The 17,076-nt window shown below is 41.1% G+C and carries 14 protein-coding genes; 7 read left to right on the forward strand and 7 right to left on the reverse strand.

From position 1 onward, the window contains the following. Nucleotides 1-3: 3 nt before the first annotated feature. The 6 genes from IPM47_01240 to IPM47_01265 all read right to left on the reverse strand — a co-directional run bounded on the left by IPM47_01240 (nt 4) and on the right by IPM47_01265 (nt 7,948). The gene (locus tag IPM47_01240) at nt 4-777 is read right to left on the reverse strand and encodes a DUF2807 domain-containing protein (GenBank protein QQS29606.1); all 774 of its coding nucleotides are present in this window, start codon (nt 775-777) and stop codon (nt 4-6) included. A gap of 49 nt (nt 778-826) precedes the next feature. Then, a complete protein-coding gene (locus IPM47_01245; protein QQS29607.1) occupies nt 827-1,396 on the reverse strand; it encodes an RDD family protein in 570 nt (189 codons plus the stop codon). A 37-nt stretch (nt 1,397-1,433) separates the two neighbouring features. After that, nucleotides 1,434-2,312, reverse strand: coding sequence for an Omp28-related outer membrane protein (locus IPM47_01250; protein ID QQS29608.1), 879 nt, complete (start codon nt 2,310-2,312; stop codon nt 1,434-1,436). A gap of 469 nt (nt 2,313-2,781) precedes the next feature. Next, complete coding sequence (locus IPM47_01255) at nt 2,782-3,681, reverse strand: lipoprotein signal peptidase (GenBank protein ID QQS29609.1); 900 nt, start codon at nt 3,679-3,681, stop codon at nt 2,782-2,784. 257 nt (nt 3,682-3,938) lie between these two features. After that, the gene (locus IPM47_01260) at nt 3,939-4,379 is read right to left on the reverse strand and encodes a TraR/DksA family transcriptional regulator (GenBank protein ID QQS29610.1); all 441 of its coding nucleotides are present in this window, start codon (nt 4,377-4,379) and stop codon (nt 3,939-3,941) included. Nucleotides 4,380-4,543: 164 nt separating this feature from the next. Further along, on the reverse strand, nt 4,544-7,948 hold the full coding sequence (locus IPM47_01265) for an isoleucine--tRNA ligase (GenBank protein QQS29611.1): 3,405 nt from the start codon (nt 7,946-7,948) through the stop codon (nt 4,544-4,546). A 420-nt stretch (nt 7,949-8,368) separates the two neighbouring features. On the opposite strand from IPM47_01265, the gene IPM47_01270 reads away from it, so the two are divergent. Beyond that, complete coding sequence (locus IPM47_01270; protein ID QQS29612.1) at nt 8,369-9,565, forward strand: amidohydrolase family protein; 1,197 nt, start codon at nt 8,369-8,371, stop codon at nt 9,563-9,565. Between the two features lie 66 nt (nt 9,566-9,631). On the opposite strand, the gene IPM47_01275 is transcribed toward IPM47_01270, so the two are convergent. After that, complete coding sequence (locus IPM47_01275) at nt 9,632-11,086, reverse strand: C39 family peptidase (GenBank protein ID QQS29613.1); 1,455 nt, start codon at nt 11,084-11,086, stop codon at nt 9,632-9,634. Nucleotides 11,087-11,416: 330 nt separating this feature from the next. Between IPM47_01275 and IPM47_01280 the strand changes: the two genes are divergently transcribed. The 6 genes from IPM47_01280 (at nt 11,417) to IPM47_01305 (ending at nt 17,036) form a co-directional block, all read left to right on the forward strand. After that, nucleotides 11,417-12,670, forward strand: a complete 1,254-nt coding sequence (locus IPM47_01280; GenBank protein ID QQS31358.1) for a thermonuclease family protein — start codon at nt 11,417-11,419, stop codon at nt 12,668-12,670. A gap of 124 nt (nt 12,671-12,794) precedes the next feature. Continuing rightward, a complete protein-coding gene (locus tag IPM47_01285; GenBank protein ID QQS29614.1) occupies nt 12,795-12,971 on the forward strand; it encodes a hypothetical protein in 177 nt (58 codons plus the stop codon). After that, nucleotides 12,968-13,654 carry an MjaI family restriction endonuclease gene (locus IPM47_01290; GenBank protein ID QQS29615.1) on the forward strand — a complete coding sequence of 229 codons (687 nt, stop codon included), beginning with the start codon at nt 12,968-12,970 and terminating at the stop codon, nt 13,652-13,654. Before IPM47_01285 ends, IPM47_01290 begins: the two co-directional genes overlap by 4 nt. Before the next feature lie 97 nt (nt 13,655-13,751). After that, nucleotides 13,752-15,215 carry an SUMF1/EgtB/PvdO family nonheme iron enzyme gene (locus tag IPM47_01295; GenBank protein ID QQS29616.1) on the forward strand — a complete coding sequence of 488 codons (1,464 nt, stop codon included), beginning with the start codon at nt 13,752-13,754 and terminating at the stop codon, nt 15,213-15,215. A gap of 140 nt (nt 15,216-15,355) precedes the next feature. Beyond that, nucleotides 15,356-15,949: a hypothetical protein gene (locus IPM47_01300; GenBank protein QQS29617.1), complete on the forward strand. Its 594-nt coding sequence runs from the start codon at nt 15,356-15,358 to the stop codon at nt 15,947-15,949. An 829-nt stretch (nt 15,950-16,778) separates the two neighbouring features. Next, nucleotides 16,779-17,036: a hypothetical protein gene (locus IPM47_01305; protein QQS29618.1), complete on the forward strand. Its 258-nt coding sequence runs from the start codon at nt 16,779-16,781 to the stop codon at nt 17,034-17,036. The last annotated feature ends 40 nt before the right edge of the window (nt 17,037-17,076 follow it).

Consider the following 17,076-nt stretch of genomic DNA (forward strand, 5'->3'; position numbering starts at 1 on the left):
AATTTAATCCGCCTCGACTCTACCTGTACCGGTTATATAAACATCAACTGTAGTAGGGTCTCCCCGGTAATATACATTACCGCTGCCTGTAATCTGCACATCCAAACGTTCATAAACAGTTACGGAACAGTTGCCGCTGCCTGTAATGCTTATATCGCAAATTTCGCTGTCTAAACCAAAAGCATTTACATCGCCCGAACCGAAAATATCAATATCGAATACTTCCGCAGTTCCATAAGCAGTAAAATCACCGGAACCAAATATTTTCACTTTCAATAACGGCGTAGTCAAATCATCAATCCTCACATCTCCCGACCCTCTGATATCCACGAAAACCAATGATTCCGCATTCACCATGTTGAGGATGATTTTACCAGATCCATAGGTTTCCAGGCGCAACTGATCCGTTTGAACATTACTGACTACCGAAATTTCAGCAGAGCCGTCGCTCCTTATTTCCCGCACATCGGGCATAGACACGGTAATGATAATTTGTTTGTGTTTGCCAATACATTTATCGGTATCTATAATCAGCCTGTCGTCAATGGTCAAATAGGTATCTATCAGGGGCAAGATATTGTCTTCTGCTTCAATGGTTATCTGAGAAACCGTATCCTGATAAATATATACGGTATAATCGCCCTCGAGTTGAATCTTGTCAAAATAATCAAATTCATAGGTTTCGGAAATGACGTTTCCCGAACCTTTTTCGCAGTCGCAGCTATAAAAGAGTGTAATGGTTAAGAAAATACTGAGGCTTAAAAGGAGATTTTTCATGGTTTTCGGAAAGTATTTACTTTAATAAATCAAGAAAGACAAATGTATGTTAAACAGGTTCAAAACCCGAAGTTTCTGTTTCTTTTTTAACTACCAAAGTGCCGGCAATTAAATCATGCAGTCCTTGTTTTTTTTCGGTAAAGGCGGCCAAAAGATACCCGATACCCATAATAATGCCCGATAAAATTTTGCTGAAATACCGCATAGATGCCTTTGCAAAATCTATTCTTTGAAACGAAGTGTCGGTTACTTTGATACCTAAAGCCAGTTTACCAAAAGTAGCTTGTTTTTCTGACGACTCCATATAGGCATAGTATAACCATCCCACCACATAATTGATAGCAACACTAAACATCATGTTGTCCAATAGTTCTGAAATAGCAATTTCCAGGTTTTCTGGGTCGTCCAACATAGAAAATTCAAAACTAAAATCATATCCCAATAGCCTTAAAATAGGGGAAATAACTATTGCTGTAAAAATGCTCAAAATAATTCCGTCCACCAAAGCTGCAACTACCCGAAGCCAAAAACCTGCATACTGAGTTTGAGGGTTAGCAGGGGTGTTCGATGAATAATCAAAGGCATCATCTTTGGGTGTATTTGACCAGGGAGTTTCCATAGAAAATGATTTGGAGTTGTTAAAAAACAGGGCAGGATTATTCAACAATTTTGATGGTTGCTCCTTGTAAGATTTCTTTGTTTACACCGGCATTGTGTACAAAACCGATTACTTCGCAATTATCTGCATTCCATGCTTCGGGCAGGGTAATTTCAAACACTTTTACCACTACTCTGCCGGGTATTTTTTCGACATTCAGCACTAAGCCCTGAGGAGCAGTGAGCATTTTTCTGACCACATGATTATGTTCATACTCAAGGTTGACAATACTTGAGGTTCCGTCAGGAATTAGTTGTGGGTCAACGATATGGCTTTCGGCAAGGAACAGACTGAGATTGTTATCCGCACTGACTTCCTGTGTGTAATGGATTCGGGCCGTTATGCGCAGGTTTCGGTTATTGGAATCATATTCGCTACTCAAAGTCAGATTAACCGGCGTGGGTTTTTGTAGTTCCAAAGCTACTTTTGCTCCCCATGAATTTGGATTCAAAATTGATAAAAAGTTTTCACCGCTATACTGAACCCGGTTGATGGCTGCTGCGGGCACTGCCGGAACTTCCAGAAAATCGTACAGGAATGTGGTTTCGTCTATTACAAACTGCTGCTGACTATCCGCATAAGGCTGGGTTAAAAAACCTGCATGTAGTACCATATATGCAAACCGATTTGGATTTGCCGCCAACAATGCTTTTGAAACTTCATGACCGGCGGGGCAATTCACACAGCGCACTCCGGTAAACTCTTCTAAAATGACTAATCTGATTTGAGGAGATTCGACGATATCTACATAAGTAGTATCGGACAAGGTTTCCGTGAAATCAATATATGGAGGGATTTCCTTACAAGAATTAAATACAACCAACAGGAATGTCCAAAACAGGAAAAATCCGGCAAGCATTGGGTGATTTCGTTTCATAAGAACTTAATTTTAATAAAAAGATGAAATTCAGTTTAAACAATTGCAGCACTTAAACCCAATTTCGTTTCATAAACAAAGTATTGAGGGTATAAAGTTACAGTTTTTGAATGGATGATACAACAGGTAAAATGTTTTTAAAAATTTCTGTGGCATCTGCCCTACACAAGTATTGCGGTTAGTATTAGAAACATATATCAATTCAAGTGTTTGAACCAACGGTCAGATGCCCGGTCTTTTTTTAATGCAACTGACTACCATCTCATACCACTTTACTATCTACAAGAACCCACCGCTAATCCCTCCGTGGAGGGAAACTTAAAAAAGATTGCCATTAACTGATGGTTCAAAATTAAATCATAGTTAGTATTATTGCCCGTTTTGAAGGGAAACCTGCTTTGTGATGTGTTATAGGATGATGGGATGGCAGAGGGTTAAATGCAGTTCCTGTATTTAATACCCGATGTTGTTATTCTTTGACTACCTCATCGCTCGTAGCTATATCTGCTGCCGGATTTTGAGGTATTTCGTCTGATAAGTCTTCAACTACTAAATTGTCTGTTGCTGTTTCAAAAGGAGTTGATGTATCAACATAGGGCATGGGCTGAGTTCCTTCCGGTATATTTTCGTCCAAATCTTCATTCAAATCTTCCGATTCTATGGTTGCCGGGTTTTCAACAATTTGTTCAACTTCAGAATCATGGTCAGTTTTTGCTTCAAGGGGGGTAACTTCTGCTTCTTTAGTTTTATTACTGTCCTCGAAATGGGCAAAAAAGTTGCGTTGGAATAATAAAATCGAAAAGACACCCACAGTTATAGCGGAATCGGCAATATTAAAAACAGGTCTGAAGAAAATTAAATAGTCACCTCCCCAAATTGGAATCCAAACCGGCAGCCAACCCTGATAGATGGGAAAATGCAGCATGTCCACAACCTTACCATAAAGCAACCCTGCATATCCTCCTCCGGCGGGCAGAAAAGTGGCAACTTGTCCGTGACTATCCGAAAAAATGATTCCATAAATGACACTATCTATGATATTACCGATAGCACCGGCCAGGATAAAGGACATGCTCAGCGTTAAACCAAGTGTGGTGTCCGGTTTGCGAATGAGGCTGCGCAAAATAAAAATCAGGAAAACAACAGCAATGATGCGAAAGCTGCTTAAAATGAACTTCCCATAATCGCCACCTAATTTCATGCCAAAGGCCATCCCCTCGTTTTCGACAAAATGTATTTTAAACCAATCAAACACATGGATTTCCTCCCCAATCATCAGGTGAGTTTTTATCCAAATTTTAGTGAACTGATCAATAAAAAGTACCAGAAAGATGGTAAACAGTGCGATTGCAGATTTATTAGGTCCCAAAGCAGGAGAAGGATTTGTCGTTAATCAAATTGGTGTAATTGTTTTACCGATAGGATTTTTTTAGAGATGATCAGATTCAATCTGTTCCGGAATTTTCAACGTGGGTAATACCTATACCCGATTAGTATTGTCAGGTCTGAACAGGGGTTGTTTTGGGAGTTGCCTCAAAAAGACAAAACAAGATAATTTAACCGGCACATATTGATACCACTTATCCGGCAAATGATGCCGGATAAGTTCCTTAAAGGAGTATCAGGCTATACATTTTCCGTCTTAACGCCGGATAAAACGGGCTGTTTGTTTTGCTTGTTTTTTGCTTCGATTGACAAAGTGGCATGAGGTACTGCTCTCAGCCTTTCTTTTGGAATCAGTTTACCGGTTTCGCGGCAAATTCCATAAGTTCGGTTTTCGATTCGGATTAAGGCATTTTCAAGATGTCTGATGTGTTGAAGCTGACGTGAAGCCATTTGATTCAAATATTCTTTTTCGACCGTTCCTGTACTGTCTTCACCACCGAGACTTTTGCTGTTTGGGTTTTCAGTAAGTTGTTTTACCTGCTCCTGAAGATAAATCAAATCTTTACGTGCCGGCTCCAATTTGCTGAGAATCAGGTCTTTAAACTCGCGCAACTCTTCATCTGTAAAATGCGTTTTTTCCTTTACTTCCACGTTGTCATTTAGTTCCGGGTTTTTTGTCATAGTGTTTTTTGTTTTTTAAAAAAGTTTGCAGGACGAATTACTTAATTTGTTTCCGGTGATTGTCAACAGATTAAACTACCGGAGTGCGCATGTTTATTAGAGTAGTAATGAATTTTGTATGTTAATTGTTCAATTGCGTTTTTTTATTACTAAATAAATTCCGGTTAACTTTTCTTTTCATAAAGTTCAATCCAAACCTTTAAGGGAAAGTCGTTGACCTCGACCGTGATGGAAGGTTCGAGATGCTCGGCGATTGTTAATTTTTCGGTTAAAGTTTCGGCACAGATATAGCCGCCAAAACCGGTTACTGCCCGCCTGATGTTTTCCTGTTGACCGTTAGCTTCTATTATGAGTTGTATCCGGTCGGTTACTTTCAGGTTTTGTTCTTTTCTAAGGTTTTGTATGCGGTTGACCAATTCCCGGGCGAACCCCTCGTTTTGCAGGGTTTCTGAAATATGGGTATCCAGCGCCACGGTAATGCCGTTCATACTGTTTACCTGCCATCCGGGAATATCTTCAGATACAATCATTACTTCATTGACGGAAATTGTTACTGTTTCGTTGTTTATCATCAGTTCACATGTGCCGTTTTTTTCGAGGGCAGCAATTTCTTCCTGCGTAAATCCTTCTGTCAACACATTTCCCTGCTTGTCTTTTACACCCTCCAACCGGTCTTTTACTAAAGACATATTTTTACCCAATCGGCCACCGAGTTTTTTAAAATCGGGTTTAATCCTTTTGATAATCAACCCGCTTGTATCGGTGATAAACTCAAGTTCCTTAACATTTATTTCGGCCAAAATGAGGTCTTTCACCTTGTCCAATTGTATTTGTTGGTGTTCGTTCAATATAGGAACGAGTATTTTTTGCAAAGGTTGTCTTACTTTTATCTCAACTTTTTTGCGCAAGGCCAAAACGAGCGATGAAATATCTTGTGCCAACTGCATCCGCTCTTCCAAATCTACGTCTATGACGGCATCGTTTGCTTGAGGAAATTGTGAAAGATGAACCGAAACAGCGGTTTCTTTTTTAGAGACGCTATTCAGGTTGCCATAAAGCCAGTCTGAAAAGAAAGGAGCTATCGGGGAAATCAGTTTTGCAATGGTGTTTAAACAGGTGTATAAGGTTTGATAGGCTGCAATCTTATCGGCATTATACTCCCCTTTCCAAAACCTGCGGCGACTGAGGCGTACATACCAGTTGCTGAGATGGTCTCCTACAAAATCGGCAATAATCCGGGCTGCTTTAGTAGCTTCGTAATCGGCATATAAATCCTCCGTCTGTTTTGAAAGTGAGTTCAGCAGCGAAATGATCCAACGGTCAATTTCAGGCCGCTCCTGCATTGGGATGTCTGTTTCTGAATAGGTAAATCCATCAACATTGGCATAGAGGGCAAAGAAGGAATAAGTATTGAACAGGGTGCCAAAAAATTTGCGCTGCCCTTCTGCCAGTTTTTCTTCGTCAAACAACAGATTATCCCAGGGATTGGAATTGGAAATGATGTACCACCGCGTAGCATCTGCCCCATATTTTTCAATAGTAGTAAACGGGTTTACCGCATTGCCTAACCTTTTGCTCATTTTCATCCCGTCTTTATCTAAGACCAATCCGTTTGAAACCACAGTTTTAAAGGCTACGGAATCGAAAAGCATGACGGCAATGGCGTGAAGGGTATAAAACCATCCACGGGTCTGGTCAACACCTTCGGCAATAAAGTCGGCAGGGAATTGTCCTTTGAGGGAAGCCAACGAGAAGGGGTAATGCCATTGTGCATAAGGCATAGCACCGCTGTCGAACCAGACATCTATCAGGTCGGGTTCGCGTTGCATTGGCTTACCGGAAGCGGAAACCAGGGTAATATAGTCAATGTAAGGACGGTGCAGGTCAAAACTGCCGGCAGCCATTTTAAGGGCAAAGTCTTCGTTTTGCCGGGTTTGTTCAGGGGTTAATACTCCTGAAGTTAACGCATGTTCAATGGCATCTTTCAATTCCTGAACAGCACCTATACAGATTTCTTCGGTTCCGTCAGATGTTCGCCAGATTGGCAGTGGAGTGCCCCAATAACGGCTTCTGCTCAGGTTCCAGTCGTTCAGATTATCTAACCAGTTACCAAAACGGCCTTCGCCGGTCGAGGCCGGTTTCCAGTATATGGTTTTATTGAGTTCTGCCATTCGCCCACGAAATTCAGAGGCGCGAATAAACCATGAATCCAAAGGATAGTAGAGGATAGGTTTATCGGTTCGCCAGCAATGCGGGTAATTGTGGGCGTATTTATGGATGTTAAAAGCATCGCCGTTCAACTTCAATTTTACGGCGATATCCACATCCACATCTTTAAAGTTTTTACCTTCGTTTTGATAGTCTTTGACATATCTGCCCGAAAATTCACCCACCGTATCAATAAATTTACCTTGCCTGTCAACGAGGGTCAGGGTTCCGATGCCGTTGTTCATGGCTGCCCTGCGGTCGTCAGCTCCAAATGATGGCGCTGTATGAACAATTCCGGTTCCGTCTTCGGTGGTTACAAAATCGGAGGTGATGGTTTTGAATGCACCGGCAGCTCCCTGTAAAGGCTCGATTGGGTTGCCATAAGGAAGGAGTTGATGATAGTCAAGTCCGCCCAACTGCTTACCGGTATAGTTTGCAACAATACGGTAAGGCAATGTTTTATCATGAACCTGATACTGCATCGGTGCCGATTCTCCTTCAGTAGTAAACCACTTATGCAGCAGGTCTTTGGCCAAAATGACACTGACGGGTGCAGCGGTATAGGGATTAAAGGTTTCAACTTTCAGATAACTGATTTCCGGGCCAAGTGTCAAAGCAGTGTTGGAAAGTAAGGTCCAGGGGGTGGTGGTCCATGCCAGTATTCGCACATTTTCGTCCGGAGTGGCGAATAAAAAGGCCGATTGTTGGTTATGAATGACCTTAAACATGGCAACCACTGAAGTATCTTTAACCTCCTGATAAGCACCGGGCAGGTTTAATTCGTGTGAGCTGAGTCCGGTTCCTGCAGCAGGAGAATAGGGCTGAATGGTATAACCTTTGTACAACAGGTTTTTTTGATACAGTTGTTTGAGCAACCACCAAAGCGTTTCGATATAGCTGTTTTCAAAGGTTACATAAGGGTCGGACAAATCCACCCAATACCCCATTTTTTCGGTCAGGTCGTTCCAGATTTCGGTAAATTTTACCGCTTCTTTGCGGCATTGAGCGTTGTATTCTTCAATGGTAATTGTTTTACCGATGTCTTCCTTGGTAATGCCGAGCGTTTTTTCAACCGCAAGCTCAATGGGCAAACCGTGGGTATCCCATCCGGCTTTTCGGTGTACCTGTCTCCCTTTTAAAGTATGAAAACGGCAATAGAGGTCTTTGATGGTGCGCCCCATGACGTGGTGTATGCCCGGTAAGCCGTTAACTGAAGGAGGTCCTTCATAAAACACAAAAGGCTCGCCTGCTTCGCGGGTGGCAATGCTCTGTTCAAAAATATGGTGTTCTTTCCAGAAACTCAATATTTTTCGGTCTATTTCAGGCAGGTTGAGCTGCTTTACTTCTTTATAGGCTGACATGGGTCGGTTTATACTTTATGGCTTCTGTTAGTTATCCGGTTTTAGCGGCGATGTTTTTTTCCTGCATTGAATTGCAGGTTGTTCCTTTTGTTTTTCTTATGGTTAATTTTAAAAAGGCTTTAAAAACTATCCCCCTAAAAATGCCGCAAAGATAATCAATTCTCTTTTATTAATCGAACCATTTATGTTAAATATAAGAAAACACAAACTTATTGTTTCTTCCGGGTTGGTTTAATGCTATCCGATGCACACAAAAATCAAAACTACTCATAGCCCATTCGTCAAATTCTTATCTGCTGAAATCAGATGTATTCAACCCCGACAGACTAATCACGATTATGTTATCCTGATGAGTTCTTAACTGACAGCGGTTTGTTCAACCGGCAACTCCTAAACCCCACCTACAATCTCCGACCACGTATGTTAAAAATGCAGGCCGATTATATTTTTCCAATCAACCGTCCGCCGGTCAAAAACGGAATCGTTGTTTTAACAGAAGATGGCTATATCCAGGAAGTGGCTAACGAAGGGGATTTTCCGGATGAAGAAATAACCCGTTACCGCGGTGTGTTATGTCCCGGGTTTATCAATGCCCATTGTCATTTGGAGTTGTCACATCTGAAAGGAGCTATTCCTGCCGGGACGGGATTGCTGGGGTTTCTGAAACCCATTGGCGAATTGAGAAAGTCTTTTGATGAGGTTGATATTCTGAAAGAAATTGAAGCCGGCGAAAAAGAAATGATAAAAAACGGCATAGTTGCGGTCGGAGATATTTCCAATACACCTCATACTATTGAGCGAAAAAGACAGGGCAATTTAGACTATCATACTTTTCTGGAAATTTTCGGCTTAAATCCTGCCAGGGCAGACCTGTCTATGGGATTGGGAAAAGAATTGTTTGACGGATTTGCCCCATCAAACGGCAATATTTGCAGCATTGTTCCTCATGCACCCTATAGCGTTTCGGGCAATTTGCTCCGGCAAATCGAGGCATTCAGCGCAGTTTATGGAGGCGGTGTTGTCAGTATTCACAATCAGGAATGTTTGGAAGAAGAAGAGTTGTTCCGTTTCGGAACGGGTGAATTTGTTGAGTTTTACCATACTATAGGGATGGGAAAAATTACGGACTTTTTCACCCCTCCCGGCACTTCATCTCTCTACTATGTTTTGTCACATCTTGAAGGGAACTGTAAACTGCTGCTTATTCACAACACCTATACTTCGGCAGAAGATATAGCCTTTGCCCATGCCTCTTATCACAACGATATATACTGGTGTTTTTGCCCCAATGCAAACCTGTATATCGAAAACCGGCTTCCCGACTTTGAACAATTTATGCGAAATCGCTGCCAAATTGTAATCGGCACCGACAGCCTGACCTCTAACCGGCAACTTTGTATTTTATCTGAACTAAAGACGATTGCCTTAAACGCACCGCAAATACCCCTTTCGGAGTTGCTGACCTGGGCAACATTGAACGGGGCTACTGCACTTGGATTTGAGAAAACGCTCGGTTCGTTTGAAACGGGTAAAAAACCCGGAGTGGTGCTGATTGAAAATCTGAACACCGAAACCCTTGAACTACAGGAACACTCTACTGCCCGAAGGGTCGGATAAGGCAAGCGGACTATAGCTTATTGGGCAATAATTTATAATTGCGGTAAGAACTGAGTGGCGGCATACCTATTGAGTTACCTCTACTTTTAGCACAATCGGTGCAATATATCCTTCTGCCGAATTTGCATTCACACTCATCATCCCGTTGCTGTATTCTATGCTGTCAACGGGCATGAGGCGGTCTCCGAAACCGCTTTTCAGTTTTGTCCAAAAATCGATTCCGCTGCTTTGATGAACTTTGAGCACCAACTCCCGGATATCATCAATGACCTTGTCAGAATACAAAATGCAGAGATAATCGGTACCTGCTTTATCGGTTTGGATAGCCTGATTGCCGCCCGGAATCTGAATCACTGCCTTTTCTGATGGCACCCGGGGCAATTCTTTCAAGCTCGCATTATCCGATTGTTCAAAGGCCTTGTCTTTGGGGTAAAGAATTTCTACCTTGTTGGAAGGGTCAATGCTGAAAACATAAATATACTTGTCTTTGCGAACATTTTTGGCAGTAACCCTGAAATTATCCCCTACTTTTACCACAGTACCCGACAAGGTATAGAGGTTATTGTTCAACATGGGCCTGACTTCGGCAAAAATGGGGGTATTATGTTGTTCATCCCATCTCAAAAATCGCTCAAACACAAACTCACCGGACAGCAAAACAGGGTCTATTTCGGGGTCTTTCCTTTCGTCTAAGGTAAACTGAAACCCATATTTTACATAAGTGGCAAAGTCATCATAGCCAATTTTACAAAAACCACCATTGCCCCAGGATGTACCCCATGAGTTCAGAATTTCAAAAACCCGATTGTTGTCGTCATACCCAATAACCACCATGGCATGTCCCCCTGCAAATTCCTTGCTTCCCATATTGCTGTCCCATTTCTCTGAGCGAAGCAGGTCAAAAGACTTTAGAACATTCATGCCGATAACCACAGGTTTACCCGAGGCGAGGCTGTTAATGGTAGCTCCGATTTTTGTTTCTTTCGGGTCACTGATGCCAAACAAAGTGGCGTAGTCTTTGATGCGGTAAGGCTGGGCTTTTGAATGTTCGGACATGCCGGGCAGGGTGTTGCAGTTTCCGGGATCAAAATCGGTTTTCAGACATGCGCCATTGGTTTTTAGCAACTTTAGGGCATCGGTGATGCGGGAACCATGCTGACAATCACTTAGTTTGATTTGGTTATACACATACAGGGCAGAATTGGCAATTGACGTAATCTGAACAGGGTCGGTCAGGTTGTTTTTTTGAGCAAGGGCAATACTTAATGCGCCGTAGCTGCTGGCCCATCCTACACAAGAACCCATATTGCCCTGACTTCCCGGTTGCGGGCAATATGCCTTCAGACTGACAACCGGCTCATTTGCTGCAAAGTTCATCCCCGTTCCCACTCGCTCGACTTCAGAATATTGGTCGTCTTCCCAAATCAACCCTTTGCTCTGTACTTGTGAATAAGCGTTGGAAAGCCATAGAACCCCTGTTATTGCTAAGCAGATAGTTTTGACCATCGGTATTTTTTTCATAATGATTTAAATTTAAGCTGTTTTTGAAGCAAACTGCTTCCCCTTTTATAGCAAATATAATCTTATTCTCAGGATTTTTTTCACCGGTGGAATATGTGTACCCATAAAGAAACTTGCTCAGGCTGAAGTTTTTAACTACAAATTTCAACCATTAATGGTCTGCCCTTTTCCAAAATAGAATGGACACAATGATTAGAATAAAAAAAAGTTCCATGCAATAAAACAAAACAAAATATAATAAAAAAGAGAGAAAAATGAATTATTTTTGCTTCAAATTTTAGTTTTATGAAGGGAACTTATCACAAAATTATAAACGGCGATAGTAGGCAAATGAGTGAACTCAAAGATGAGAGCATTCACTTAATTGTTACTTCTCCGCCGTATTGGCAGTTAAAGGACTACGGCACTGAAAATCAAATTGGTTTTCACGACGACTACGAAACATATATTAACCATCTAAATTTGACTTGGAAAGAGTGCTTTCGTGTGCTCCACAATGGTTGCCGTTTATGTATAAACATTGGTGACCAATTTGCAAGGTCGGTTTATTACGGTCGCTATAAAATCATCCCAATTCATAGTGAAATAATCAAGTTTTGTGAAATGATAGGCTTTGACTTTATGGGTTCTATCATTTGGCAGAAAACGACAACCATGAATACGACAGGTGGTGCAAGCATAATGGGCAGTTTTCCTCATCCAAGAAACGGTATTGTAAAGTTAGATTTTGAGTACATCCTTCTCTTTAAAAAGCAGGGAAATGCACCTAAACCAACGGCTGAGCAAAAAGAACATTCTGCAATGACAACAGAAGAATGGAACACTTACTTTAATGGTCATTGGTATATTAGTGGAGTTCGTCAAGATAATCACTTGGCAATGTTTCCGGAAGAATTGCCCAAAAGACTTATAAAAATGTTCTCTTTCCCGGGAGAAAATGTACTTGACCCATTTCTTGGAAGTGGCACAACCTCATTAGTTGCAAAAATCCTTGGACGAAACTCATGCGGATATGAAATCAATCCAGAATTTATTCCAATTATTAAACAAAAATTAGGCGCAAATGACAACGTTTTATTTGAGGATGCCAGAATAGATTTTATAAAACAATCTGAATTAAAGTTTGACTTTGAGGAAAAAATCAAAGAACTACCCTATATTTTTAAAGACGCCCATAAATTAGACAAAAAAGTAGATGTAAAGAAATTTCAATTTGGATCTAAACTCGACGCTAATGGTAGTGCAAAGAGAGAAGATTTTTATACAGTTAAAGAAGTTATAAGCCCCGAATTGGTAAGGTTAAACAATGATTTAATTATAAGACTTATCGGAATTAAGCAAGACCTTAGTAAAAATGGTAGTGCCAATGAATTTCTCATCAAAAAGACAAAAGGAAAAAAAGTGTTTCTAAAATATGATGAAGTCAAGCACGATGAGCATAACCACCTTATGGCTTACCTCTATCTTGAAAACAAGACTTTTTTGAACGCACACCTTTTGAAGGAAGGATTAGCATTGGTTGACAATTCTGCTAACTTTAAGTACAAGCAGAAGTTTAATAACCTCTTAAAGCAAGATAAATGACAACAGAACAAGAATTGATTTGGAAATATTTGAAAGACAATGCATTAGGCCATGCTAATGCCGTGCATTATCCTCCAATTGCCGATGTAACTTGGAGTTGAATGTATGGGGTCAAACTGCCAGAATGTTAGAAGCATCATTAAAGAAATGGTGGAAGTACATGGTTTACCAATTGGAACCTCTTAAAAAAGGTGTGTTTGTGAATGTTAGTGAGGAAGATATTGAAATCGCTGTAAAATGGATTCAAAAACCTAATAGAGGCGATAACATTCGTAACAACGGAATTTATAGCGAAGAATGAAGAGATACTCAAAAGAGTTTGGCAAAAAAGAAAAGGTCTTGAATTATGCTTGCCAAACTTACCAACTTTCGAGACCAAACAAAGTCGGTGCAGTCATGGCATTGATACGCAAATGTCAGCCAAATACGATTGAAGAATGGGAAGCGTGGTATTTCGAAAATGCGTACACCGATGGTAAAAACACCTTCAAAGTAACCAAAGAGAGTTTGGAAGAACTCGGCAATCGTCTTCACGAAAAAATAACAGAAGTTGTCATTCCTGAATGGCAAGAGGCATTCAGAAACTTGACATTACAAGATTGCATTGACTATATTCACAATTTGACTATAAATCGGACTTTTGACGGATATATTCGAGAGAAATCGGTTGTCAATGATGGATTAGCAAAATTATACCCCTCAGTAAGGTTTGAGGAAAGTCCGTCAGAACTCGACCATGCAGGCGACATTGACTATTTGGGACACATCGGTGAAAAAGCATTTGGTATTCAAATCAAACCTGTTACAGCCAAGTCAAACTTTGGAAATTACTCGGTTTCAGAAAGAATGAAAGCAGGATTTCTTGACTTCGAGGAAGACTACGGAGGAAAGGTATTCATTGTATTCAGCCTTAATGGAGAAATTGCCAATAAAGAAGTGCTTAAAGAAATTAACACAGAGGTGGAGAGGCTCAAAAAAGCATAAAAAGGATGGAACAATCACTTTACTAAAATTGCCCCTCAATGTCGCAAATTCGTAAAGCGCATCTTTACAGGAAAGTTTTTAGAAAGTTGATACCTTTATGTTTTCAAACATTTTTTTAATTGCCAAACAAGAACCCATGAAACCCTTAATTTACCAATACTTTCTGATACCCGTTTTGTGTTGTTGTTACTTTACCCTGTCCGCACAAAACACAAAGTTCGCAGGTTGCTCTTTTGATGGAAGCGAAATCAATGTTGCAGAAGTATGCGACATGTTGGGATTTAGAGATGCACACGAAGCCGAAACCTATATTGACCAAATGTTGGATTTGATTGGAGTTAAGCGAAACTTTCAGGTCTTTCAGTGCAACAATATCAACAACTGTGCTGCCACAACGCTCAATGTGGGAGGAATGACGGTACCCGCCCTGATATACGACAACAACTTTCTGAGCCGCTTGAATACCTATTCCTTTACCACCGTATCCCTGAACAACAATCCAAAAACGGACTGGCCGGCATTGGCAGTGCTGGCGCACGAAATCGGGCATTTGCTCAATTTTCATATTCTCCAACCCGGCGGAAGCCGCCCCGAAATAGAATTAGAAGCAGACGAGTTTGCCGGAGGAATGATTTACAAAATGGGAGGAAATCTGACCGATGCCCAAAAAGTGTATTACAGCAATGTTATCAGCGAATCCGGAGGTGGTACACATCCACCCCGATTTCAACGACTGATGGCAGTAAAAAAAGGATTCGATCAGGCACAACGACTAAATCCCCGAAATACTACGGTAATTGTTCCTGTTCCTGAGCCGGAACCTCCGGTATTAGACCTCCCCAACCTTCCGGAAATGGTATTTGTCAAGGGGGGCACTTTTACCATGGGAGATACATTTGCAGAGGGTGAAGGCGATGAACTACCCACTCATCAGGTAACACTGAGCGATTTTTATATCGGCAAATACGAAGTTACCTTTGAGGAATACGACCTGTTTTGTGAAGAAACCAATCGCTCCAAACCCTTTGATGAAGGTTGGGGGCGGGGCAAACGTCCGGTCATCAATGTTAACTGGGAAGATGCCATGGACTACTGTGAGTGGGCGAGCAAGGTCAGTGGTAAAAAATATAGCCTGCCCACAGAAGCTCAATGGGAATATGCCTCCCGCAGCAGAGGGGAAAAAGTGCGGTTTGCCAATGGGAAAGATATTCTAAATCCAATAGAGGCCAATTTTAAGGGCGATTCAGAATTTATGAAGCAATCTGTTCAGGGGGATTTCAAAGGCAAAACCATGCCCGTAGGAAGTTTTACCGGCAACGCTTTGGGACTGTTTGATTTTACAGGAAATGTGTGGGAATGGTGCGCTGATTGGTACGATTACGATTTTTATGGTAAAAGCACGCAAAACAATCCGGTAAATACCACCCAAACAGACTATCGGGTTTTGCGAGGGTGTTCCTGGAATGCATCTCCCTCCTACGGCAGAGCTGCCAACCGAAACCGTACCTTTCCATCTATCCGCGACGATGAAACCGGTTTTAGAGTGGTGATTACGCAATAGAGGACCAACCCGGCTTTTATTTTCTTGAGAAAAAACAGCAAACTTCTTTCCTCTTCGTCGTAGTTAGATTCCCGGATTCCTGCCATTATTTTTTTTAGCTATTATCCAATTAAGACAAAACCATTAACTATAACCATACTATGAAAATCATCGCATTTTTCCTGACCTGTTTGATGTATTTCAGTTTGCACATGGCCGAAGCGCAAAGCAAAAAAACCATGGCCGCCCTTCAACAACTGACAACTTCCGAATTTATGGTTACTTTCGACTCTCTGGCAAATGTTGTCGAAGGCACAGGCAGGATGGCTAAAAACAACAGTGATGTTTACGACCCGGAGGTGCTGAATGAATTACAAGCCGCTTACAACACTTCAGTTCAGCGGTTTAACAATGTTTTGCTAAACATGAAGGCAGACCTGCTCGACCCCAATAAGGTAAAAGCCATGACCATAGACCCGCAGGTTTATAGCGACAGTTATAAATACCGCCTCAACGAAGCCTCTTCAAACTACGAAAAAACATTCCTGACTTTGTTGCAAACCGCCAACGCAGAAGAAGGACAAGATATTGACGGCGTATTTACCCTTGCAACAGTAATGGCTATCATTGAAGGCACCTATCAGCTATTTAAACTAATCCGGCAAATACGAAATGAAATCAAGCAATTTAACGATGAACAAATTACCCAACATTTCGTTGTGCCACACCAAATCCTGACCTGGGAGGAATTGTAATTCATGTCCTCCATTCTTAAAAAAAAGACAACCCCACATCAAAAAACAACGACCAAGGTTTAAAAAACCGGCCACAAAACTTAAAAAAGCTAACCGCCAACTCAAAATTTGTAGTTCAAAATTACTAAATTATGGACAAAAAACAGGGTTGACAATAGCTTTTTGCAGGGGTGATTTGAAGTAATGCAGGGGTGCAATGAGTCATTGCAGGGGTGATTTGATGTAATGCAGGGGTGCAATGAGTCTATGCAGGGGTGATTTGATGTAAAACAGGGGTGCAATAAGTCTTTGCAGAGGTGAATTGATGTAAAGCAGGGGTGCAATGAGTCTTTGCGGAGGTGATTTAAAGCTTTGCAGAGGCACATGAAGTCATTGCAGAGATACATTGAAGTAATGCAGGGGTACAATATTTCTTTGCGGAGGTGATCTGAAGCATGGCAGGGGTGCAAAAACCTTATTTTTAGGTTGATTTTACCTAAACCCCTTCCATTTTTTAGCGATGATGTATTGGATGGGTGTGTTTGTTTTGGTGGATGGGCTTAGCGACAAATCATGCCTTGTCTCTACGATGCAGATTTAATACAGAAAGGTTAAATCATCTGTAAGTGATAAATAGTTATGCACATTTTGACCAAAAAAGTTGCATGAAACAAAAACTGCCTTAAATTTGCGGAGAATTTAATTCTGAAAAATTTGTGCATTAGGGCTAAATCTTCAGCCATTATTGCTTTGTTTCTTAAAAAACCTTAATCAGGCTTTTCCCTTACTCAAAACTATAGTTTCAGATTCTTCTTATTACCTCAACGGGTGATAAAACCTGAACATTCGATTGCTCACTTTTTTTTCTGTTCAGAGTAATGTATTTAATTCAGCACTTCGGGGGTCAGGATTTTTTATGACAGATAATAGAACATTATTGTATGATTTAGCTTTTGATTCCAAAAGCCTGAACACTGTAAAGGCTTGCCCTCAGTTTTACTATGTAAAAAGTACGGACAAACTCATCCGAAAATATGTTCCTTTCTGCCTTGACCATATCATCTTTTTATGTTCTGCCGCTTGTGTTGTTACAAACGCCATAAACTAAGCCTATCCCTCTCTGAATGTTAAACCGGAACTTCCCTGCA

The organism is Sphingobacteriales bacterium (genome assembly GCA_016700115.1).
Lineage (GTDB): Bacteria > Bacteroidota > Bacteroidia > Chitinophagales > UBA2359 > UBA2359.